The sequence below is a fragment of the Paenibacillus sp. FW101-FHT12H11 genome (assembly GCF_058790355.1).
Genome location: NZ_JBYTCO010000008.1, coordinates 372,300 through 396,041 on the forward strand (window position 1 = coordinate 372,300; position 23,742 = coordinate 396,041).

At 48.2% G+C, this 23,742-nt stretch carries 13 protein-coding genes; 1 reads left to right on the forward strand and 12 read right to left on the reverse strand.

The annotated features are described in order from the left end of the window. Window positions 1-23 precede the first annotated feature (23 nt). Window positions 24-1,391: an MFS transporter gene (locus AC3WTJ_RS25905; protein ID WP_492524274.1), complete on the reverse strand. Its 1,368-nt coding sequence runs from the start codon at window positions 1,389-1,391 to the stop codon at window positions 24-26. 118 nt (window positions 1,392-1,509) lie between these two features. Between AC3WTJ_RS25905 and AC3WTJ_RS25910 the strand changes: the two genes are divergently transcribed. Further along, a complete protein-coding gene (locus AC3WTJ_RS25910; protein WP_127450461.1) occupies window positions 1,510-1,854 on the forward strand; it encodes an ArsR/SmtB family transcription factor in 345 nt (114 codons plus the stop codon). Between the two features lie 152 nt (window positions 1,855-2,006). On the opposite strand, the gene AC3WTJ_RS25915 is transcribed toward AC3WTJ_RS25910, so the two are convergent. From AC3WTJ_RS25915 to AC3WTJ_RS25965, 11 genes are all read right to left on the reverse strand, one after another. Beyond that, window positions 2,007-4,739: an alpha-mannosidase gene (locus AC3WTJ_RS25915; RefSeq protein WP_492524275.1), complete on the reverse strand. Its 2,733-nt coding sequence runs from the start codon at window positions 4,737-4,739 to the stop codon at window positions 2,007-2,009. Window positions 4,740-4,742: 3 nt separating this feature from the next. After that, window positions 4,743-7,874 (reverse strand): beta-galactosidase, encoded by a 3,132-nt coding sequence (locus AC3WTJ_RS25920; protein ID WP_492524276.1) that lies wholly within the window; start codon window positions 7,872-7,874, stop codon window positions 4,743-4,745. Then, the gene (locus AC3WTJ_RS25925; RefSeq protein WP_492524277.1) at window positions 7,871-9,190 is read right to left on the reverse strand and encodes a glycoside hydrolase family 125 protein; all 1,320 of its coding nucleotides are present in this window, start codon (window positions 9,188-9,190) and stop codon (window positions 7,871-7,873) included. The genes AC3WTJ_RS25920 and AC3WTJ_RS25925 overlap by 4 nt, the downstream gene beginning before the upstream one ends. Window positions 9,191-9,244: 54 nt before the next feature. After that, window positions 9,245-10,162: a carbohydrate ABC transporter permease gene (locus tag AC3WTJ_RS25930; RefSeq protein ID WP_492524278.1), complete on the reverse strand. Its 918-nt coding sequence runs from the start codon at window positions 10,160-10,162 to the stop codon at window positions 9,245-9,247. A 29-nt stretch (window positions 10,163-10,191) separates the two neighbouring features. Then, window positions 10,192-11,130, reverse strand: coding sequence for an ABC transporter permease (locus AC3WTJ_RS25935; protein ID WP_127450471.1), 939 nt, complete (start codon window positions 11,128-11,130; stop codon window positions 10,192-10,194). Window positions 11,131-11,202: 72 nt separating this feature from the next. Beyond that, window positions 11,203-12,681 carry an ABC transporter substrate-binding protein gene (locus AC3WTJ_RS25940; RefSeq protein WP_492524279.1) on the reverse strand — a complete coding sequence of 493 codons (1,479 nt, stop codon included), beginning with the start codon at window positions 12,679-12,681 and terminating at the stop codon, window positions 11,203-11,205. A gap of 157 nt (window positions 12,682-12,838) precedes the next feature. Beyond that, window positions 12,839-14,359 (reverse strand): response regulator, encoded by a 1,521-nt coding sequence (locus AC3WTJ_RS25945; protein ID WP_492524280.1) that lies wholly within the window; start codon window positions 14,357-14,359, stop codon window positions 12,839-12,841. Next, window positions 14,352-16,175, reverse strand: a complete 1,824-nt coding sequence (locus tag AC3WTJ_RS25950; RefSeq protein ID WP_492524281.1) for a sensor histidine kinase — start codon at window positions 16,173-16,175, stop codon at window positions 14,352-14,354. The genes AC3WTJ_RS25945 and AC3WTJ_RS25950 overlap by 8 nt, the downstream gene beginning before the upstream one ends. Before the next feature lie 85 nt (window positions 16,176-16,260). After that, window positions 16,261-18,213 (reverse strand): glycoside hydrolase family 127 protein, encoded by a 1,953-nt coding sequence (locus AC3WTJ_RS25955; protein WP_492524282.1) that lies wholly within the window; start codon window positions 18,211-18,213, stop codon window positions 16,261-16,263. A gap of 94 nt (window positions 18,214-18,307) precedes the next feature. After that, window positions 18,308-22,657: an alpha-L-arabinofuranosidase family protein gene (locus AC3WTJ_RS25960; protein ID WP_492524283.1), complete on the reverse strand. Its 4,350-nt coding sequence runs from the start codon at window positions 22,655-22,657 to the stop codon at window positions 18,308-18,310. Between the two features lie 29 nt (window positions 22,658-22,686). After that, complete coding sequence (locus AC3WTJ_RS25965; RefSeq protein ID WP_492524284.1) at window positions 22,687-23,697, reverse strand: S-layer homology domain-containing protein; 1,011 nt, start codon at window positions 23,695-23,697, stop codon at window positions 22,687-22,689. Window positions 23,698-23,742: the final 45 nt, after the last annotated feature.

Below are 23,742 nucleotides of genomic sequence, written 5' to 3' on the forward strand. Positions count from 1 at the left end.
CAACCTTACTCGTTCCAAGTATATTAAGCGGCAGGCTGTGCTTTTCTCCAAGCAGCCCGGAGGTACGCAATCGCGCACACGATGGCTAGAATGACAATCAGCGTAAGTCCCCAGTAAATATTGCTGTAAGCATGGGCGAGCGGCAGATCTTTCTGCCAAACAAGGGCACTTGCCGTTGCTGCAACCCCGAACGCTCCGCTGAAAAATTGCAGCAGCTGAAATAATCCAAGGCCGGACGCAATCTGTGATGGAAGAAGCAGTCTCGACATTTCGTTGGATATACTGCTCGTTAAGATCGTATAACTTACGCTCATTAACATATAGATGAACATGATTGAGAAGAAGGAGATGCCCTCGAATAAGGCAAAAAGAATCACAGATGCCAGTAGTAGCAGTGGCGTATATCGAATGATCGAGCTATTGCCGCGTAAGTCAATGATACGGCCAACTTGACGGGAAATGATCATCGCGAGAGCTGATCCTGGGAAAATCACCAAACCCGCTTGAATCGCACTTAAGTGATACTGTTTAACCAAAATCTGCGGCATGAGAAACAAGGTTGCGAAGCTGCACAAATACGCGGCTACACCCACAGCGCCTAAAATAAGAAACGAACGATTCGCAAATAACGACGGAAGTACGAAAGGATCTTTTGCAGACCGGATGCGCACAATAAAAAGAACGATCGAGACAAGCCCGGCAAGCAGCGCAATGAGAGAATGGTTCGTTAAGAATAAAAGAAGTCCGGTCGTACCTACACCAATGAATAGTGCGCCTAGCGCGTCGAAAGAACCTTTACGTGGTTCTTCTTTTGGAATGAGCTTCATATACAGAGGCACTAGCACCAAAGTGATAGCCGTTACGACAAACAGAAGATGCCAACCTAAGAACTCTACGATAAATCCGCCGACAACAGGGCCGAACCCAAGTCCAAATGCGACGGAAGACATAATCAACGCCATCGCTTTACCCCTGCGTTCCAATGGAATGTAACGGGACAAAAGGACTAACGCCAGTGCTGGAATTGAACCCGCTCCGGAGGCTTGCAGGATGCGGACAATTAGCAGAACAGCGAAGCTGTTGCTGAATAATCCCATGATGGCCCCAATACTTAGCGACAGGATTCCGATAACGAAAAGCCTTCTTATTGGAACAAAATCGGCAAGTCGACTATACGTAATGGATGAGATCGCGAATACAATGGAATATCCCGTTACGATCCATGACGTGGATGCGGCTGTGAGTTGGAACGCTTTGGCCACATCGGGCAATGCTAAGTTAAACATCATCGTGTTCATGATGACGAGTACAATCGTTAATCCGAGCAGAAAGAGAACGACTCCTTCTTTTTTGATGCCACTCTCTTGTGCTTGATTTGTATCTTTTTGCATGGCGTTTATTCGCCTCCTCATCCAATTTAATAATTCGATAATTATCGAACAATAGAATAATAACATGAGTTATGCTATAATACAATCGTTATCCCGAAATAAATAAGGGGGCTCTAGAATGAAACATTTACATCATCCAGATATTGCAGACATTCATTTGTCCACCGTCTTATATGCTTTGAGCGATCCTATCCGCTTGCATGTCGTCTCTGAACTCAGCACTTTGAACGAACGACCTTGCGGCGACTTCCAAGTACCTGTTGTAAAATCAACCATGTCTCATCATGCTCGAACTTTAAGAGAAGCCGGCGTTGTGAATATTCGCGTCCAAGGCACTCAACGCCTTATCTCATTAAGAACAGAAGATTTAGAGCAACGTTTCCCTGGCTTGCTTTCATCTATTCTTGCTGCTTATGATGCTTCCGATGAGAAAAAGCGGCTTTTGTGTCCTGAGCAAGGATGACTGCCATGGCTTCGGCGTTGAAAGGTCCGCTGTGCGCTGTCGTCATGAACAGTCACCTGTATCCATGAAAGCGCACTCACTGCCCCTCCCTGCAGCAACGCATATAATGAAAAAGAGCTAAGCGCAGAAGCCGCTTAGCTCTTTTTCATTATTCAGCGGGAAACCCCGATCGTTACAATTTCACAACGGCCAACCGGCAGTGTCAAACGGCCTGATGCATCGGTATCCACACGCTCACCGTGATCTTCCAAGATCGTGCTCTTGTAGAAGTAGTAATAAGGCGTATTCGAATGAAGCTTCAATTCAGCCGCATGAGACCTCATGTTGTACCAACGCAGCAGCAGATCGCCCGTGCCTTCATTCATTTTCAGCGAAGAGAATGCCAAATCTCCGCCTTCCCACTCGAAAGGTGCATATGTTGGCGCAATACTGCCAACGTGAACTCCCGTCTGACTTAACGTCCACGGGATTTGGAATTGATAAGCCTCCGCATACGCGGCAGACTGCATAGCTTGATCACTGTACGGAATGATCTGCATGCGAACCGTGTGCTCACCTAAACATTGCGCTTCCGGCGTAGGAAACAAGCCCCAATCGCCAAGCTCGCCAACGGCACGAAGCAAGGTCACAGCAATTGTATTACGCCCGTCCTGCAGGACTTCGTATTCGTTCAACCCGAGGTTAGCCACAACAAGTCCTGCTCCCGCTTCACTGACATCAACAAAAGCCTGTTGATGCTGGGTATTGCTTGGATTCTCCCATTCCGCTGCCGGCTTGTTGCTGCGCTGCGGGATTTCAAACATGGAGTCCACCTGGTGAACACTCGTATCCAAATCCGTAGGGAAAAGCATCCGCAGGCGATGGTCTTTCGCCTGATTGTTGAGCGTCGCTTCAATCTCTACCCCTTTACCACTGCGGCTCAAAGAGACAACTGTGCGAATCGTCATTGGCACCATACGTGTGGAACGTTGGGCTTTCCGATGCGGGAAGTAGATCAAATCGCGCTGCTCTTCATCCAGCTTTTCATCGGCCGATGCAGGGATCACCCATTCATGGATGATTTCGATCGCGGCTTGATAAGCCGTATCTTGCAGCACGCGAATCTGCGCAACGCTGCCCTTGGTCGTACGCGGCGTTTCGCCGTCCGGCTGTTTGTACATATATTCGTTACCGATATCCCCGGTATTCTCATATACACCCAAATCGCGGTACGTACGGCCGCTCTTTTTGTCCAACAGGCTGAACGAGCCGTCATCTGCAATAGCGATTTTCAGCGCATCATTTTCCATTACGCGATCTGCCGTGATCAAGGAATCCTGCTGAGTTACTGTCGACTCTTTCTTCACCCAAGCATACGTCTTCAAACCTAAAGCAGGCACCTTCTCCGCTTCAAAAGTCAGCTTCACCTTGCGGCTCATATACGGCTGGCGGAATTTATCGTCCGGCAAATCGTAGCCGAACTGCAAACCGAGATCTTCCATAGAACAGGAAATCTCTGTCCCCTGCTCATCTACGAGCACACGCCCCGTGAGATCCGCTTCCTTGGCAAGACGGCTTGCCTCTTCAAGCTTATAACCGTCACGGAAGTACAGGCTAAGCGCATCAATTTCAATACTGACAACGCCGGTACGTTCCCAACCCGAAGTGTTAAAAACAACGACCGGCAGGGCGTCTTTGCCTGCTCCCTCGAAGCTCGATGTATCAACCGCGTCAGCAAGCGCGCGGGATTTTTCCTCCACAATCGCTTCCGCCACGTGGCGGCTTTTCTCGAAACGAGTGACCATTTCGCGGTGCACTTCATCCACGCTGCACCCGCAAATACTGTCATGCGGATGGTTCTGCATGAGTGTTTTCCACGCATACGTGAACAGATGATGCGGGTATTTCTCCCCGACGCCAAGCGTATGTGCGAATGCAGCCAGCGGTTCTGCGACTTTTTCCAACATCGCTTGCCCTAGTTGATTCATCTGCTTCAAATAAACACGCGCCGAAGCCGTGTTCACCAGCGTCGACCAGCCGTCCGTGCGTTGGCTGCGAAGCTCGCCTTTGACCGTAGAAAGCTCATGCTTCAATGAACGCTGAACAGACTCCAAATAGTCGTTGAAATTCGAATGAATAAATACCGTGTCCGGATATAACTCCCTTGCCGTTTCAATTGCCTCAGGCAAATCAAGCTGAATCGGTTGATGATCGCAGCCGTTCATGAAGAGCAGCTCGCTCGTCGAAGCGTATTTTTCGGCATCCGACAGCTTCCGCTCCCAATATGCCTTAGCTTCCTCGAGATCCACAGGGACTTCATTTCCGTTAGAGTACCAGTTTGCGAAAAGAATACCCAGAACCTTTGAACCATCCGGTCCTTCCCACATCAATTCAGAGAATGAGGATTCATAGTCGCTATCAGAGACCGTATTGTTAAAACCTGTAGGCTTAACCCCACGGCCGAAAAAAGCGTTCGTAATGCCGGATTGCTGCATCAACTGCGGCGTTTGGCCTACAAGCCCGAACGTATCCGGGAAATAGCCGATTTTGGCTACAGAGCCATATTTTCTTGCATCTTGATGCCCAATTTGCATATTACGCACATTGGCTTCACCGCTAGTCAGGAAAGCATCCTGCAGAATGTACCAAGGCCCGATGATGATTCGGCCATCTTGGATATATTTTTCAAGCTTCCCTTTTTGATCAGGTCGGACTTGCAAGTAATCCTCTAGAATAATGGTTTGTCCATCCAAGTAAAAACTGCGATAATTCGGATCGTTATCTAATTTATCCAGCAAAGTGTCCACCAATTTCACAAGGCGTACATGATGTTTCTCGTATGGTAAATACCATTCCCGATCCCAGTGCGTATGGGAAATGATATGAGCTGTTCGTTTGGTGCTCATGGCTTAGCTCCTCTCAATTTGAACTTCATCCGGTCGGTAGACAGATAAGATTTCGCCCTTCACATTAGCTGCAAATAACACGGAACGCTCTTTCTTCAACGTAAAGCCATACGTTGCTCCGCTATCCGTGTCTTTCACTTCAATGTCCGCATCCCAAGCATATTCGGAAACGAAAACGTACAGGAAACCTTCCTTATAACGCAGCTTCCTTCCGTACACGCCAGCGATATCGCCGCCTTGCTTCCACTGCATACCGCTGTCGCAGCCTGCTGCTTCTACCGCGTGGCGATATAAAGCAAGCACGGTCTCCGTCCGTTCGTTCAGTTCAACGGGCAGAGGACTCCAAATCAGCTTGCCGCGTCCAAGCGGAATGTCGACAACCGCATCGCCCCGGCTGCCGTCTACAACTTCGGAACCTGCGGTGCGAACTTCTTTAACCACCTCGGCAATGCGGCGCTGGCCGAAAGATACCGGCAGCTTCTCGCCATGCAGCAAGAGCATTTCTTCCCGGCGCACATTCTGAAGCTCCGCTTCGCCCAGCTCGCCGGTTAAGCGTGGCGTCTGCTTCCAGTAAGCATCAAGACTTAGCGGACCCGTTACAAGCAGCGTCGCCCCTGTCGTCTTAACGACCTCCAGCAGCTTCTCCCAAGCCTGCTCGTCAATATTATGAGCGCTCGGAAGCATAATCAACTTCGGCGGTTGGGCCATAAGCACGTCCAGATGATACTCCGAAGCCGCTCGCAGCGGCATGTTCATCTGATACGCCAGGACGCGTATCATTCGCGTCGTAGCATCGAAAGCCAATTTCCGGTTCGAGAAATCGTTCGAATAAGGGAAAATCGCTGCGATGTCTTCCAGCTCTCGATCTTTGAAAAGGTCCCTGATTTCAGCCATAAACCGTCCGAAATCATAAGAAACATCCGCCTCCGGCTTCTCCGTGCCGTCTGCGCGAAGCGCGCCGATATGCGATTCATTCGCATTATCCATATAGAAGTTCGTATTCCAAATCCAGTGAATAGCGCCAGCGCCGCCAGTAGAAAATGCGTAGGCATATTTGCGCTCCAGCATGCTCCTTAGCTCGTTCTCCGAGCGTTTGGCGCGACCATCAGGCGTTTCTACGTACATGATGCCTGTTTCTTGAATAACGTTAGGCTTATTGTGTGTTTTGGCAAAAATCCCGTCCCAAACGAGGTTGTCGTTCAGCCACCACGAATGTACGGTCGTATAGTCGACGGCTTCCTGATAAAAGAATGGCGAAGGCCGCTGCGCGCCAAGCGCCTCGTCCTGACCGACCACGACAAGGTGATTCGGACAGATTTCTTTGATCGTATCGTAGAGCTCCTTCGCCCAACGATTATGCATATCCATCGAGAACAGGCAGTAATCGAGCCAACGGGTTCCCTTTTTGGCCCGATGCATATCCTGCACGTCAAAGTTGATTTCATCCGCCTCGGGAATGACCGCCGTTTCAAAGGTCGGAAGCTGTTCCGGCGACATATTCCACCGTTCTTGCAGGAGCGCAATGTTATCGTGACGCTGCTTCAGCCAAGCTGTGAAAGCGGCCTGCTCGAAAGCGTCCCGGCTGGAGCGCGGACCATTCGCAAAAATCTGCGCCGGATCGAACATGGACGGCTCATTGATCAAGTCCCAGTCCACGTGTGTTGACTCGCGGTGGCGCGACACAATGGAGCGAATAAATCGCTTCTGTGCCTCTACGCTTTGCGGATCCAGGTACGGATTCACGCCTTCCCAAGTCTCCGGTGTAAAGGAGAAGAAAGTGAACGTTACCTGCAAATTATGCTTTTTAGCCGTTAAGAAAAAGGCGTCGATCGCTCTCAGCACTTCTTCGGAAGCATGCCCATCCACCTGCATCACGTTGCGGTACGCCGTCCAAATGCCCGTACGTATCCAGTTAATGCCCGCTTTCGCCATCTGGGCCATATCCCGGTCCCACACGTCCGCGTTCGGTAAGAACAAAAATTTTCGAGCGACATCGGAAGTCATGTACGTCATCCCGACAACGGGCAGTGGGCGTCCATCTTTGATGAAATAATCGCGATCGCAAGTGATTGGACTGCCTTCAGCGAGCAGCTCTGCATCATGACCCCAGAAGCCCTGGCGAAGCACCCGAATCTCTCCATCTTCAGCCTCAGCCACACACGTTACACGATACAAGCCGCGCCCAATCTCTAAAGGTACAGGAATGCGCACAAGATTAAATTCTTTGTTCACGACTGCTGTTATTTGATGCGTCCAACCGGCCCCAGCGCCGTCTTCGCGCTCCACAGTCAGATTAAACTTCCATGAAGGAGTTTTGACTTCCGCCAAGTTCCTTCCCATCCGTTGTGTTTGAAGCGAAAGCACCGGATGCTCGCCAGGCTCGTAGCTGGCATAATTCGGCTTGATCCACAGCTCCGTAACCCCTTTGGCGCAAAATGCCGCCCACGCGAGCAAAGCCCGAGCTCCGCCATCATGCCAGAAACCACCGCTCAATGGGACATTGACAAACAGCCAACGCGAACCCACAAAATCACCGCGGGTGTTTTCCCACAGAACAACAGGTGCAGCAACTTCACGGCCTTCCTTGCCGATGCCCTTCATGAGGGGATAAATCTGCGTGCACATCGTTCCAGCGGCACCCATTTGATGAGGCAAATCACTGTTGCGCGTCGTATGCGGCACCATGTTCCATGTGTCGGCAATCGCGAACATCGATTCTTGCCCCTTCAGCAGCGGTATGCTGTCTAAAGCCGCATAACTGAAGATCGGACTCGACTCGACGCGGAGTATCTCATGGATGAACAGCTGCTGGTGGTAGGCGGTTTGCTCTGCTTCCACGTGCCAGCCGTCTGCCTGCCAGCGAACCGGCCGCTTGAAAGCTGCACCTCCGACGCTTAACAATCCTCCGCCGCGTTTCAAGAAAGCCAGAATTTCCTGCCATGCGGATTTAGGGAAATAAGGCGCATGCAGGTTGACGAAGCATCCTCCCTCCGCCTGCCGAAGCGTTTCCGCCAGCGAGTCGGCGTCTGCAAGGATTCCACCTTGCGCTGTCAACTCAGCCGCTGGAACTTCAAGTGAAGCGCTGATCGGGAATGCCGGATCATAGAAAATGACGACAGGATGGCTCGGACTCATAGCAAGCCTTCCTTCATCGCTTTATACACGAGCTGGGAGAATAGACTGTTCGACCAAGCGAACCATTTTCGCGTAAAAATGGTTGGATCGTCGACATGAAAACCTTCATGCATGAATCCGGTGTCCGCATCCGTTGCTTCGAGCATGGCGATCATCGCTAATTTCTCTTCGGCTGTTGAGGCCGTAATTCCTTGCATGGACAAAGCCATGTGCCAAATATAATTGTCCGGCGTATGCGGACTTCCGATCCCTTTTGCCACTTTCCCTTCAAAATAAAACGGATTCTCTTTGCTCAGCGCAAATCGTCTAGTGTTCTGATAGATCGGATCGTCAGCAGAGACATATCCCAGATAAGGAATCGACATGAGTCCTGGCGTTCCCGCGTCATCCATCAGGCAGTAGTTGCCGAAGCCGTCGGTCTCATACGCATAAATCGGTCCAAACTCCGGATGGCGATAGATACCGTAGAGTTTAATGCCGTGATCAATATCCGCTTCCAGCGCTTTCAGATCACTTAAGAAATCCATATCCCGGAACACCCATTCCGCGAATTCTTGCATATGGCGGAGGGCTACAACCGCGAACATATTCGCAGGAATGTTGTAATGGAAATCGCAGGCATCATCACTGGAACGGAAACCTGACCAAACCATCCCCGTATAGTTCACCGGCATTCCTAGTCCGTTATTTCGCAGCGAATCCGTCGGAATTCCGTTATTCCGTGTGAACCGATACGGAGATTGCTCGAAGTGGTGCTGTTCCGTTTTGAAAAGCTCATAAATTTTGATCATCGCCGCTTTAAAACCGGCATCGAAAATATCCGTCAGTTCCGTTTCCTTCCAATAGGCGTAAGCCAGACGCATCGAGAAACACAAGGAATCAAGTTCAAATTTCCGTTCCCACACCCATGGCGACATTTCCGTTTGATCTGCTTTATTCCAATGCCAATCGTTTGCCGATTCGTTAAAAGCGTTCGCGTAAGGGTCAATATGAATATATTGCACATGCCTTTTAATTAGCCCGCTAAGAATGCGGCTAAGATCCGGATCATTTTTCGCAAACGGGACATAGTGCATCACCTGTTCAACCGAATCACGCAGCCAGGATGCCGGGATATCCCCCGTAATGACGAATGTCGTGCCGTCCTCCATCATTTTCGTAGTCGTTTCCAGCGTGTTTGGGAAACAGTTTTTAAATAATTGCAAAAGCTTCGGACGGTGCGCCAGCTTCTCTTCGGCTTCCGCTAATACGTCTTGAATCGCCTTTGGCATTTCGAGCTTCGGCATTGGAATTTTCGGCAGTCTGAATTGTTCCATGGTAAGTCCTCCAAAATAGTTATGATATACAAATGTTGTATGAATCCGTCTGTCTTACTCTTTCACTGCGCCGATGGTCAAACCTTGAATAAAGTACCGTTGGAAAAACGGATAAGCGAAGATGATCGGTCCTGTAGCCAGCACAACCATTGCCATTCGCGATGTATCCTGCGGCAGAGACTGCAGTAAGCCCACGCCAATCGAAGGATTGCTCGTGTTTTGCAGCAAAAACTGCATACTGTTCTCGATTCGCATCAGCATCGATTGCAGCGGTACGAGATTAGGCGAATCGATATAGAGCAGCGCATTAAACCAGTCGTTCCAGTACCCCAGGGTGCTGAACAAGCCGATCGTTGCTAAACCCGGGAGTGAAAGCGGCAGCACCAATCTGATGAAAATACCGAATTCACCGGCACCGTCGATTTTTCCGGACTCAATAATGGCATCAGGCACCGACGTGCTGAAGAAAGTCCGCATAATCATCATGTAGAAGGCGTTACCGGCAAGCGGCAATACGAGAGCCCACAAGGAATCCTTAAGCCCCATTAACTGTGTAACAACGATATAGGTCGGCACGAGACCGCCATTGAACAGCATCGTAAAAAAAGCGAAGAAACCGAAAAAATTGCGGAATTTAAAGCTTTTTCTTGAAATCGCATAAGCAAACGTAGCCGTCAATATCAAGCTGACAATCGTACCGACAACCGTTACTAGAATCGTGACTCCGTAAGACATGAGCAATTGATCGCCTGCCTTAAACAAATAACGATAGGCTTCCAGACTCCACTTTTCAGGAAAGATTCGATACCCGTTCGCGCTAAGCGTCTTCTCATCCGTAAATGAAATGATCGTTACAAATAGAAATGGAAACACACACGCCAAAGCAAAAATCCCTGCGACGAGGTTGAACAGGATATTAAGTACCGGCGGCAATTTATGAAAATCACGACTTTTCATCCGTTTTGCTATCATTTTAAAGTTCCTCCTTTCCCTGCAATTCCTTAGAACAATGCATTATCTTTATCAAATTTTCGAACAATATAGTTGGATGTCATAACGAGAATGAAACCAATAACCGATTGATAAAGACCTGCTGCCGTACTCATCCCGATTTCACCGGTAGATTTGAGGCCGCGATAAACATAAGTGTCGATAACATTCGTTACCGAATATAGCGTTCCTGAATCTCTTGGCACTTGCAAAAACAATCCGAAATCTGCGTAGAAAATACGCCCGATCGCGAGCAGCGTCAGAATCGTCATCAGAGGCTTCAACATCGGGAATGTGATGTGCTTAATTTGCTGCCATTTGCTGGCACCGTCAATCATCGCAGCTTCATATAGGGACTTATCAATCCCCATGATAGCGGCTAAATAAACAACACTGCTATACCCTACGGATTTCCATAGATAGACGAAAATAATAATAAGAGGCCAGTACGTTTTGTCGTTATACCACCGGATCGGATCAACTCCGAACGCCGAGAGAATATGATTAAGCATCCCTTTATCAAAGCTAAGAAAACTAAATACGAAGTAGCCTACAATAACCCAGGATAAAAAGTAAGGCAGGAACATCCCGGTTTGGTACAGTTTCGCCAGCTTCTTGTTGGCAATTTCCGATAAGACAATGGCTAACGCCACTGAGAGCACGAGACCTGCAACAATAAATACGATATTGTACAGCAATGTATTTCGCGTAATGATATAGGCATCATTTGTACTGAAAAGAAACTTGAAATTTTGCAATCCGACCCATTTGCTTTCCATAATACTTGCCCAAAAACCGTCTCGGCTATAGCGATACTGCTTAAACGCAATCACCATGCCCGCCATCGGTAAATAAGAGAAGAACAGGAACCAAAGCGTCGCCGGCAATGCCATGAGCAGCAGCACTTTGCTTTGTTTAACATCTTTTAGAAATGCTCCTATTCTATTCATAAAACCACCCCTCCCATTTGCGATTAAAAAGATCAGGCGAATGCGTGACATTCGCCTAATCCGAATTCAATTTTATTTTTTGTTCGCTGCTTTCCAAGCGTCAATCTGACTTTGTGCTTCTGCAATGATTTTATCCAGACCAGCCGCTTTGAACTTCTCGTTAGCTTGAGGAATGAATTTGTCCGGATCAACCGTACCTGTCATCAATGTCGCCCAGAATTCTTCTTTCACGTTCTGAACCGCAGCGATTTCAGCCGTTACTTTCGAAGGATCGAAGTTAAAACCAAGCAGCGGTGCAGGTACGCCCGTGTCATTAAACTTTTTGAACTCTTCCCATTTGTTCTCTGGATCTTTCTTGTCTTTGTACGTCAGTAGAACGTTTCCAAGCGAGAAGGTCGGCATATCATAGTTTTTGGAATCCGGCAGGTTTTCCATTTTATCGTTATCGACTTTTTTGTAGTGAACGCCTTCAATTCCGGAGTCAACCATATTGCGCAGAACCGGATCCGTATTCAGCAAGTTCAAGAACTCCATCGCTTTCTCAGGATATTTGGAATTGGCTGAGATCGCTTGCATGGAACCCATGACAGACCAGTTGTAGATCAAAGCCGGGCTTGCTGGCGTAGAAACAACGGGATAACCATAGCTTGCGGACCATAGATTATCTGCAAAAGGTTGGTTGGTCGCTTTATCCGCGAACCATTTGCCCGTCACTTGAACATCGTTCAAAGAGCTAAGCGTTGCCGCTTCCGTCGGAATGTAACCCGCTTTGTAGTATTTGTTCATCACTTGAAGCGCTTGCTTCATTTCCGGCGTATCCAAAATGTTGACGACTTTGTAATCCGGGTTGTCGATTTTCACAGCCATCGGCATTTTTTCAATGACATAGTCATACGGAACATATGGCATGAACGTTTTGTCCACAGCTAAGCCGTATACATTCGGTTCTTTTTCTTTGATCGTTTTCAGCAATGGCTCCAAGCTTTCGATAGATTTTACGTTATCGATTTTCAAGTTGTATTTATCAAGCAGGTTTTTGTTAAAACGCCATACGTCTTGTGCCGGAAGCTCTTTGTTGGCTGGAACACCGTAGTTGTGGCCGTCTACTTTAGAACCGTTCAAGAAAGCGGGGTCCAACGCTTTGACAATCCCTTGTCCATTTTTTTGGAGAAGATCATCAATCGATTTGAAAGCGCCTTTACGCGCGTTTTGCACATAGTCAAATGCCCATGAAGACGTGAACATAATGTCCATAGGGGTACCGGAAGCGGTCATAACCTGCATCTTTTGCGGATAGTCGCCCCAATCGATCATGTTCATTTTCACAGTTACGCCAATTTTCTGAGCTGTGTATTTACTAACTTCCGTCATCACGCGGTCAACGTCTTTTTGCGGCGTCCCGATCGTGTACCAAATCAACTCTACCGGTTTATCTGGCGTTCCCGCCCCATTCGTATCGCTAGCATCTTTGCTTCCACATGCACTAAGTACCATTGAAGCCGCAAGCGTTAGTCCAAGTGTCGCCGTCCATCGGTTTTTAATCTTGCTCATCTGTGTGTATCCTCCCTGTTCAGTGCTCTATTGTATAACGCCCGAGGGGCTATATTTACAGTAACCTATGAAAGCATTTACAAATAGACGATAAATTAAATGTAAGCATGTACAAATCAAAGAAAAAACAAAAAAAAGGACTGCACTCCAGTTTACCCTAGAGCAGTCCTCTATAATCGGTCGGGGATATTCCCACATACTTTTTGAACTGTTTATAAAAATAACCGACTTCCCAATAGCCCACGTCTTTGGCAATGACATGAACTTTCAAATGGGTTGTTTTGAGCAATTCCTTGGCCTTCTCGATCCGGTACCGGTTGATATATTCCGTAAACGACTCGTTAATTTCCTTGTGAAACAGCTGTCCTAAATAGACCGGGTGAATATGATAATGAGCTCCCAGCATTTTGAGCGAAAGCTCATCGGCGTACGATTCGTGAATATATTTCAATACTTGCTGCACGATCGGACTTCGAACGTCAGAGATTAATAATCCGACCGTCATCTCAGCAACTTCCAGAATCGCCTTTTCCAAGTCGTCAAGCGTCACCGAGCTCCTGATTTGTTGAAAAGCTTGATTGTATACGTCCTGTTCCTCGGTATGGCGGATGGTCTTGAGTTCCATTTTGAAATGAATCACCATCTCGAAAGCTATATCCTGAAAATGCTGCGGGGTAATTCCCGGCAGCGCCTGAATCCGCTTGAAATCACTCTGAATTTGCAGCTTTAAATGTTCCAGATCTTTGGCCACGATCAGTTTGGCATAACTAGCCCAGTCTATGATCGAGAAATCCACCTTAGGATGGCCTTCATGGAACGCTAAGTCGCTAACATCAATTAGAAAGAGCTCCGGATAAACCCAGAAATACTCCTGTGCTTTCTTCGCGCTTGCATAACTCTCTCCTGTTTGTTCAGGAAGCTGTTCAACACTGCCTACCGTGATGCGGAGTAAGCGGTCGTGCAGATCGACTTGGAATTGTCGAAGCAAATCCTTCAACGTTTTTCTGCCGCGATCCGCATCATTCATAACCGCAAGCAGCACGATATCGCCATCCATATCGTAGAAGGACGTCAACCCGTCATGTGCCTCCACTCGCTGTGAGAGTGTCTCAAAAACCTCCGCGGCATTGGCTTCCGTCCGCAATACGGAGACTACCATATACGGGCAATCCAGGTTGAAGCCCAGCAATTCCGCTCGTTCGTAGAATTCCGTCGGCGCAATCTGATGCGTCAGCCAGCGCTGCAAGGTGTTGTCTTTCAGAATTTGCTTACTGTAAGCTTGAACCAGCCGGGTCTCTTTCGTAGAATTCAGCTTCTCAACCGTATTGTGCAGAGTTGCTTTGAGCTCTTTGATATTGATAGGCTTCAGCAGATAATTTTCAATGCCCAGCATCATGCCTTCTTTTAAATAACTGAATTCATCGAATCCGCTGAGCACGATGACTTTCAGATCCGGGTGGTGAACCCGGGCACCCCGAATCAAATCCAACCCATTCATCACAGGCATGGAGATATCCGTCAAGAGGATGTCCACGGTCGTTTCCTGTAAAGCTTCCAGCGCTTTTTGACCGTTGCCGGCATGTCCAACAATCTCCAGCCCCATTTCCGCCCAGTCGATAATGTCGTACAATCCTTCTACAATAAATGGTTCATCATCCACAATGAAAACCCTAAACATCGTAATCTTCCTTCCCGCCGTCCGCAGGCAGCCATACATCAACAGTCGTTCCAATCCCTGGGGTGCTTCGCAGCTCGATGCCGTATTTACTTCCATAGAGAAGCTTCAGTCGTTGATGAATGCTCCGTAAACCAAACGATTCGTCTTCCGACTCTTCCATTTGCAGGCGCTGCTCAATCTCTTTCAAACGTTCGGGCGTTATCCCGTTACCGTTGTCTGTCACCTGAACGTGCAGGAATTCCTCCATTTGATGGACTCGAATGTGCAGCTGGTTGTCCGTGCTCTCATTTCGCAATCCATGAACGATGTAGTTCTCAATAATTGGCTGCAGCGACATTTTCATAATGCGAAGAGGAGCGAGCTTCCGATCCCATTCGATTGTATACGTAAATTTATCTTTGTAGCGAATCTGAAACAGCTCCAAATACAAGCGGCAGGCTTCCAGCTCGTCCTTCAATGTGTAAACTTTCTTCTGCTGGACAAAACTGCGGAATAACGCCGATAAGCTGTAGATCATTTCGCCAACGTCATGAGCGCCTTGGGATATCGCCCGCATGCGGATCACTTCCAGTGTATTATATAAAAAGTGGGGATTCACACGAGCTTGCAGCGCTGTTAATTCCGTATGTTTCTGCTTAATATCCGCCTTATATACGCGGTCGATATATTGGTTCAATTCATCGATCATCTCGTTAAAACTGCGGGAAATCTGGCCCAACTCGTCCTCCCGACTGTCCTGAATCCGTGCTGTCAAATCACCTTGTTTGACCTTCCGGGTGAAGCGGATAATCAGGTTCGTTCGCTTAGCGACATTCAGCACGACCAATGATGGCAGCAGGATCGCAATAGCAATACACACGGCACTAATTGAAAAAATCGTGCTCCCGATTCGCCACGAAGAAGCGGAAAGCTCCTCTTTGGGCATCAGGCCGACGACGATAAAATCACCTTTATTTTGCGTAAGCTTCGTCACATAATTGTTATTATTCATCTCGCTGTGCTCATACATCGCATTCACTTGGTCCATGTATGGATAAGGCTTGCCATAATACTGATCTGAGGAGTCGAACAGGACGCCGCCTTCTGACGACAGGACGAGAATCGCCCCTTTCAAATCTTTCTGCTCATCGGATAACACTTTCCAAATGCTGTCCGAACTGAAATAAACAAGCTGTTGACCGATGTTTTTCAACGTTTGTTTATCATTGATCGGCGTCCGCACGGCATATAGATGGTTATCCCATTGATCCGCGGCTTCGCGCACCCAAATATTCGGAAGCGTGACACTCTTGCTGTCGAGCGCCATCACTTCCGGAATATACGAGTGCGCCGCGTTCGCGGATATGAGCCTCATCGGCCGGTTGTGGCTCAGAACGTACAAATCCTGCTGCTCCACGCTGTACAACATGATATTGCGAATATCCTCGTCATCTTCCAAGTGGTTTTTGAAATACTCCAAACCATCATTCCATGTGCTGTTTCCACCCAAATTATTTTGTTCAAGGCTATGCTGCACATATTCTTGAAACGGATGCTGCAGCATGAAGGATACGCCCGCGGCCAGCGAACTATCCCGATATAACCCGAATAAAATGGACTGCGCCGAGTCATACTTCTGTCCCAAATAATTATTAACGTTCATCATGGCCTTCTTTTGTATATCCAGCTCACGGTTGATCGCGGCTTGCGACATCGAGTGATACATGTAAAAAGAAAAGGAAATAATCGTAATAATCGTAATGAGTGAAAACAGGAGCAGCAGTCTCATGAATAAATTATTTTTCAAGTAGGCTAAATACACTTTCGCGAACCCCATCCGACGATCATCTCCTGCTGTTAATCGGGTTCATTATATCATGTCGGGAGCTGCACAGGAAAACCGGCGGATTAGCCGGCAATCACTACGCTTTTACCCACACGGACATTTCACCGCGCCCCCTGTTGGCCCACGCATAATACGGAATAAACTTCAAATTGACCTCTTCCAGATGGCTTTCTGCGCTGGCCATGTACAATTGGTCTCCCCACTCGCTGGATGCTAACCGGTAGGCAGGAACAGAAATAGTCTGAAGGCCTCCAACGACATCAGGCTCGAATTGAAGCTCGTAGGCGGACTGCCGCTGCAAAAGAACTTGATGCAGGTTCGGTCCATTGTCCACCTCTTCGATGCAATACACCAGCGGCCCACGTTGAAGTGCAACTTTGCCGATGGTTTCACGTACCTGCGGATGGCCCGTCATCCGGTTGACCGGCATCGCCAGATCCAGTTCTACGCGATCGCCTGGCTGCCATTTTCTATGGATATAGGCATAGCCATCTACACAAACATCAGGAAGCGAAACGAGTTCATTCTGAACGACGAGCTTCGCTTCCCGGCACCATTTCGGAATTCGCAGCGCTAAAGTGAATTCCGTCTCCCGCTCAACGTCAATGTGAAAACGTACAAGTCCATTCCAAGGAAATTGGGATTGCTGCTCAATCTTTACCTGCTGCCCTTCTATTTGTAAAGTCGCTTGATTGCCGATATACAAGTTCGCATAAATCGTTCGCCCTTGAATGTTATACACATAGTGGCCTAACGAAGCGAGCAAACGCGCAATATTCGGCGGGCAGCACGCACATCCGAACCATCCTTGCCGCTCTGCCTTCACATGGTTCACCGTGTGATTTTTACCGATGGCATCCGGCCATACCTCTAACGGGTTCACGTAGAAAAACCGTTTCCCGTCGCGCGACATCCCACTGATCACAGTATTGTAGAGCGCTTGCTCCATGACATCCGCGTACTCGCTTTTGGCCTCCATTTGCAGCATGCGCTGCGCGAAGAATATCAAGCCGATCGAGGCGCAAGTCTCCGCATAAGCGGTGTCGTTAGGCAGATCATAATCCAGCGAAAACGACTCCCCGTACTCCATAGAGCCAATTGCTCCCGTTATGTACATCCGTTTGCTGACCATATTCCGCCATAATCGACGGCAAGCTTCAAGCAGTTCCGCATCTCCTGTCTGCGCCGCTACATCGGCCATCCCCGTGCACATATAAACGGCACGCACCGCATGCCCCTCTGCCGTGTGCTGCTCTCGAATCGGTTTATGGGCTTGACTGTAGGCACGATCATGAACGATATCTAACGCTGGAAAATGGACCTTCCCATTGCGGCGCTGATACTCCATTTCATAAAAACTCGGCTCTTTCCCCCTTTCGTCCAAAAAAAACTGGCTTAATCTCAAATATCTTTCATTCTGTGTGACATTGTACAGCTTAACCAGCGCTAATTCAATTTCTTGATGCCCGTCATATCCGTTCAATTGATCCGGTCCAGGCCCAAATACCTGATCGATGCAATCGGCTAGACGGCAAGCTACTTCGAGCACCTTTTCTTTGCCTGTCGAGTTGTAATAAGCAACGGCAGCTTCAATAAAATGGCCTGCACAGTAAAGCTCATGGCACTCGGCAAGATTCGTCCATCTGTTCTCCGGTTCTTTGAGCGTAAAATAGGTGTTTAAGTACCCATCTTTCTGCTGAGCCAGGGCAATAATATCAATAACCTCGTCAGTCAATTGTTCCAGTTCCGGGTCTTTCCTTGTCTCCAATAAGTAACTCACGGCTTCAAGCCACTTCGAAACATCGCTGTCCTGAAAAACCATCCCATAGAACTCGCCGGCCTCCAAACCCGCCGCAATTTTGAAATTTTTCATCGCATGGCTTGGCTCCGCCCCCTCAATTCGATCATTCAACGCTTCCCACTGATAAGGAACAACAACTTCACGAACCAATCGAATGTACTCGGACCAGAAATCATCCGTAATCTGGATTTGTTTCAATGGAACAGGTCTTGCGATCGATAAAGTCATGGAAAGGCTCCCCTTTGCTATTCATAGTATCATCCATAGAAATCACAGCGAGACCCGTCATCCAAGGATGACAGGCCTGCCTTCGTGCAATTAACTATTCCTCGTTTAACCAGTCATCGAGAATCATTTTTGCCACTGCCGCCAGTGCATGAATGTCAATAACGCCACTATGATAGATGTCGGCTTTCTCAATCAGAGGCCAGTTGGCATCTGAAGACGTCGTTCCGTAATACTTGGCAATTAACGACAAATCATTCAGCGTAATTCTTGTTTGACCCGGAATTAATGTGATGAAAGTGGTGATGTAAGTTTGTACAGCAGTTTGCAAGCTGACGACCGCTGCATCCACTTGATTTTGCGAAGATGCGTTGTTCGCTGTTGCTTGTGCACTGTTAATCGCTGCCTGCAAAGCTGATCTCGCTGCTGCCGGATACGTACCGATGGTCGTGCCTTCTTTTGTCGTATCCAATTTGCTTTGAGCTTGCGATATGGCCGCGTTTAGTAGCGATGTATCCACGTTTTGCCTGTCTACGGTGATTTCAAACGCATGAGTTGCGCCTTCTACCGTTCTGCCCACACCGTCTTTAGATATTTCAAAGTCGGAGATGTAGACGCTAGTTGTGACCGTATCGCTGACGGCTTGCGCACGAGCGTGTACGGTTAACAGCGGGCCTGACTCGCTGACTTCATTATTGGTTCCTTCACCGGCCATAAGAATCATAATTTGGCCTTTATCCGCTTTTATACCTGTATCCAGCACTCGGAAATTAGCTTTCTCAGGACTCAGCACATTGTCTGCCAAGGAAAGCGTACCGTTGCTATTCGTTTTTGTTTCGAATTGCACTTTGCTTGGGTCATAATTGAGCACCATATTCAATGTAGTGAAGCTGGTGCGCAGTTTATTCACGCCAATGCTCAAATCAAAACCCTGAGCGCTGCCAACGGAAGAAGGCCCCGTTAATGTCGCTGCTGTGACGCCTGCTGAAACGACCGTAACATTCGCTCTTGCTTTGACAGCTGTTCCTTGAACCGCACCATTGACAATAAAAGTGCCCTCTTGCGCATACTTGATTGGATCAACGGCATCCCACGTGACATTTACGGGCGATGTTGAGGAGTCGCTATACACCGCTGTTACAACAGTCGGTAACACTGGAGCCGTTCCCGCTTCCGTCGTTACATGGATCTCGTTAATGCTTGCAATTTGCTTCCCTTGATAGATGGTCTGAACTTCTTGTGGACTCTTATCCAGATTATAGATTTGGAAATCATCCAACACCCCGCCCTTTAACGGTGCGCCGTCCGAATAACCGCTAACGCCGATTAATTTAGGGTCGCTGGTTGGCGTAATACTATTCAAGGCTCCCTCAATAGCTACCTGTTGGGCTACGCCGTTTTTGTAAATAGCGCCTTGCTTGGATACCGAGTTAAACGTAAACGCGACATGTGTCCATTCATTTAATGGGAAGAAGGTATTTGGTGCTTGAGCCACCTTGAACAGGTTCGTGCCGTCAATCATCATAATAATCGCGCCATTGAAAGTGATGAAAAAGCCCTGTCCCGCATAATTGCCATTCGGCTTGAACCATGCGACGACCTGTTCACCGCTGATGCTGGCTGTTCGCTTGAACCAGAAGGAGACGGTAATATCCGCCGGCTGCAAATCTCGGCTCGTACCGGCGTCAATTTTGCCGCCGTTCAAGTTCAATCCTGTGCCGTCATGGCCTCCTGCCACCCAAGTGGCTGAACCTCCCGAAGTTGTTTTTAACGTTCCGGTATTCCCTTTATTGGACGAATCGGTAAGCGTCGTTCCGTTGCCCTCGTCAAATTTGTACCAGAGCATTAAGTCTGTTCCTGCCGCCGGTCCTGGCGTTACCGTCACATTCGCTACGGCTTTTATTGTCGTGCCCGCAACCGTTCCTTCCATGGTGAACGTTCCTGCTTGCGCATATTTCGCTGCATCCGGTTGTTCCCATGTGACGCCAACATAATCATTGCTCTGATCCGAATAGTTAGCCTTCACGGTAGTTGGCAAGAAAGGTGCTACACCCGCTCGCGTGGAGACGGAAACCGGATCAATGCTTGTTAACGACGGCGTTCCAATGACCGTTACGATCGCCATCGCTTTCTCAGATGTACTTGGGACTACGCCATTAACGATAAAGATATTGCCTATTGTAGAGAACTTCGAGACATCGACTGGATCCCAGGTAACCGCTAATTTGGTCGTCGTGCCATTTTTAAGTATCGCTGTTACAGTCGTTGGTAATTTCGGTGCTTTGTTCACAACAGCATCCAAGGTGATACAAGGAATACTAAGGATATCTAACGGATTCTCGCCTGTCGTATGCAAACGCAAAACCGTCACTGAATATTTAGGCAAGCTATAGTCGAATAGTGGACTTACTGCAGATATAGCCTGTGTTTGCGGGGCAACTTTGGTTGGATTCGCTAACGAGTTCTCGTCGGTCAAAGCGTTAGCGGCAAGTACCGTTGCCGTTCCTTCCAGCGACAGGTTGGCTGCGTTGATTCCATCCAGATGGATACGAGTGTTTTGCGCAGCACTGGAGTTGTTTACTAGTTTTACAACAATATCACCCGTTGAAAGGTCCTTACTGACTGCCGAGTATACACCTGCTAAGGCGCTCGCGTTAGGTTTGGATAAGGTGCTAGGCAGTACATAAGAGCTTTTGCTCGTGTTACTGCTAAATAACTTCTGAACCTGATAGGATGTCGTTCCATAGACTTGCGAATTATTAAAGAAAATGAGATCAGGCCACCACTGTGTATACGTATTTCCGCCTGCGCTTCCGAGCTTGGCAAAGGTTGGCGCATACGAGGCAAACTTCACAATATCCGCATTGCGCTCAAGTCCAGTCATATACGCTGCTTCGGCAAGAGCGCCTTTCATCGAGTTGCCTGTATTGCCATCGCCATTATTGGCGGAACCCGCATCGTTTTTAACCGCATATTCGCCGACAAATACCTGCTTGGAATTACGGTCGTAACTATCGTACCTGTTCGTATTGTTCAGCATAAAGGAGGCGTTCGTGTAATAGTGCTCATCGATGACTTCCGCTCGGCCCTTTCCTTTACTTGGGTCGTTCATCCAATTCCAGCCTGCGGCAACGTCCGCACTGCCACCCGTTGAAAAAATGAGATTCATATACGGATATTTAGCTTTAATCGCATCGTAGAACAAAGGATATCGATCATAATAATCCTGTCCCCAATGTTCGTTGCCAAGGCTCATATATTTCAGATTAAACGGAGCCGGATGCCCAGCCGCAGCGCGCTTAGCGCCCCATTCCGTAGAAACATCGCCATTGGCATATTCGATGAGATCGAGCGCATCCTGGATATAGGGCTGAATCTCACTCAATGGCGTGTTGGGACCACCGACCAGAAATTGCTCGACCATGCCTACATTTACAACCGGCAGCGGCTCCGAGCCCAGATCCTCCGCCAATTGGAAGTATTCATAGAAGCCTAAACCTCCCGATTGATTTTGGGTTAGCGCCGCCCCTTTCTCACCTCGGTTGGCCGTTGACCAGAAATTAATGTTATTCGGGCGTTCCGCTACATCCCCAATCGTGTTTTTCCAGTTGTACGCATTGGCCATGTTTTTACCGCCGACAATGGCTCCGCCTGGAAATCTTAGAAACTTGGGATTCATATCCGCAAGCATCTGCACCAGATCGGCTCTAAGCCCTCCTGGACGATTTTTCCATGTTTCCTGAGGGAATAGCGAGACCATATCGATATCAATTCGACCGGTATTTTTTGTTTTGATAAACAGCTTGGCATTGGTTGCAGATCCTGTAGCCTGAATCGTTGCCGTGAACTTATTCCATGTGCCCTTGATCCCGGAGCCTGCAATTTGAGCTTCGCCATAGGATTGTGTCCCTGACGGATCCATGACACTGACCGTAACCGGTTCCGTTAACGCATCGCTGCTGCGCAAGTACACGGAGAAATCGTAATTGTCGCCATTCTTAATGGCCATACCATCATAACCATCATTGGAAATGCCAACACCATCACCCGGCGCAGTCACGGACAGCTGCAGGTACGTTGGGTTTTTGGCATTTAACGGACTTGTTTTCAGTGCGGTAATCGTGCCGACACCCGCTCCAGTTTGTATCAATTTCCAGGCAAAAAGTGGGGCCGGTGTCGAATTCGCCGTACTTCCCGTCGCAGAAAGAAATTCGAAGGAACGATTCTCAACCAGCTCGGCATACAGCCCTCCGTCACCGGCATAGTTAATATCCTCCAGAAATAGCCCGTTCAAGTTCGGGCTTATCGTAGCTCCCCGCTGTGCTGCGTTGATATCCAGTTGGTAATCGACAGGATCGGCAGCCAGAACAGTTCCGGTGGATGCAAGTAAAGGAGCCGCAATCACGAAAGACAGGAATGCTGAACATACTTTAGTCAAAAGTTTCACGATCCATCACCTTTCTATTTAGACAATCATCATTTCATGTCCAGCATTCTAAGAATTAACGTTACTGCTTCCGCTCGCGTTGTAGGATCATTAGGAGCGAAGGCATTGTCTTCTTTCCCTTGTACTAATCCAGCCTTAAGGGCTGCGGCAACAAATCCTTTTGCATACGCCGGAATCGACTCGTAATCCGCAAAGGACGTATTCTCGCTTGCCTCTTCATTCAATCCGAGCACACGAATAATAGCCGTTACCATTTCAGTACGGGTAATCTGGTTATCACCACGGAACGTGTTATCTTCATAACCGTTAATGACATTCTGTTTCACCGCTGCCGATAAAGGCTCTTTTGCCCACGGTGGAATCACATCGACATCGGCAAAAGCCAGATCTTTACTATCACTTGCAGGAGGCTTCAATGCACGCATCAACATCGTGACAAACTCAGAGCGAGTTACCGGACGCTCCGGACGGAACGTACCGTCATCATAACCCTTGACGATGCCAAGACTGACAGCTCTTCGAATAGAAGCTTCCGCCCAGTGCTGGTCAATGTCCGTCAGAAGGATCTGGCCAATCTGTATAGTTGCGAGCGTTTCTGCTTTTTGCGATGTCATCTTCAAATCGGAGTCAATTAATTTCACGTCTTTTATCTGAATGAGGGCGTCCCCCTCTTCAATGGCTTCAAAATTAAGCGTGAAGAACGTGAGATCTCCACTCTGCCCCGGTGAAAGTCCAACCTTCGTATGAGCAAAAGTTAGCAGGTCACCCTTTATTATCGGGCTGACAGTAAAGCCGGATATCGCACTTTTGCCGTCTTTAAATAACAGGCGTTTGGAATCAAATTGCAAATTAAATTCATAAGCGAACACATCCGTCAGATTTTTGCCCTTGACGGTAACTTGTACCTCTTTGCCTGCGTTTGTTTTGTCGCTCATCTCAAGGAAAAATGAAGGAGAATCCACCGCCAGCAATGTTTGTGGCAGCAACCAGGTAGTGAATAGCAGAAGAGCTAAGCTGAATGAAAACAGTTTGCGAGTCATTAAGCCGATTCTTCCTTTCTATAAGGATCGGGGAGGGGCTGTAAG

Bases quoted from the DNA above. Each gene is read 5' to 3' on its own strand.
- AC3WTJ_RS25905 (WP_492524274.1), bottom strand. From the start codon at position 1,391: ATGCAAAAAGATACAAATCAAGCACAAGAGAGTGGCATCAAAAAAGAA.
- AC3WTJ_RS25910 (WP_127450461.1), top strand. From the start codon at position 1,510: ATGAAACATTTACATCATCCAGATATTGCAGACATTCATTTGTCCACC.
- AC3WTJ_RS25915 (WP_492524275.1), bottom strand. From the start codon at position 4,739: ATGAGCACCAAACGAACAGCTCATATCATTTCCCATACGCACTGGGAT.
- AC3WTJ_RS25920 (WP_492524276.1), bottom strand. From the start codon at position 7,874: ATGAGTCCGAGCCATCCTGTCGTCATTTTCTATGATCCGGCATTCCCG.
- AC3WTJ_RS25925 (WP_492524277.1), bottom strand. From the start codon at position 9,190: ATGGAACAATTCAGACTGCCGAAAATTCCAATGCCGAAGCTCGAAATG.
- AC3WTJ_RS25930 (WP_492524278.1), bottom strand. From the start codon at position 10,162: ATGATAGCAAAACGGATGAAAAGTCGTGATTTTCATAAATTGCCGCCG.
- AC3WTJ_RS25935 (WP_127450471.1), bottom strand. From the start codon at position 11,130: ATGAATAGAATAGGAGCATTTCTAAAAGATGTTAAACAAAGCAAAGTG.
- AC3WTJ_RS25940 (WP_492524279.1), bottom strand. From the start codon at position 12,681: ATGAGCAAGATTAAAAACCGATGGACGGCGACACTTGGACTAACGCTT.
- AC3WTJ_RS25945 (WP_492524280.1), bottom strand. From the start codon at position 14,359: ATGTTTAGGGTTTTCATTGTGGATGATGAACCATTTATTGTAGAAGGA.
- AC3WTJ_RS25950 (WP_492524281.1), bottom strand. From the start codon at position 16,175: ATGGGGTTCGCGAAAGTGTATTTAGCCTACTTGAAAAATAATTTATTC.
- AC3WTJ_RS25955 (WP_492524282.1), bottom strand. From the start codon at position 18,213: ATGACTTTATCGATCGCAAGACCTGTTCCATTGAAACAAATCCAGATT.
- AC3WTJ_RS25965 (WP_492524284.1), bottom strand. From the start codon at position 23,697: ATGACTCGCAAACTGTTTTCATTCAGCTTAGCTCTTCTGCTATTCACT.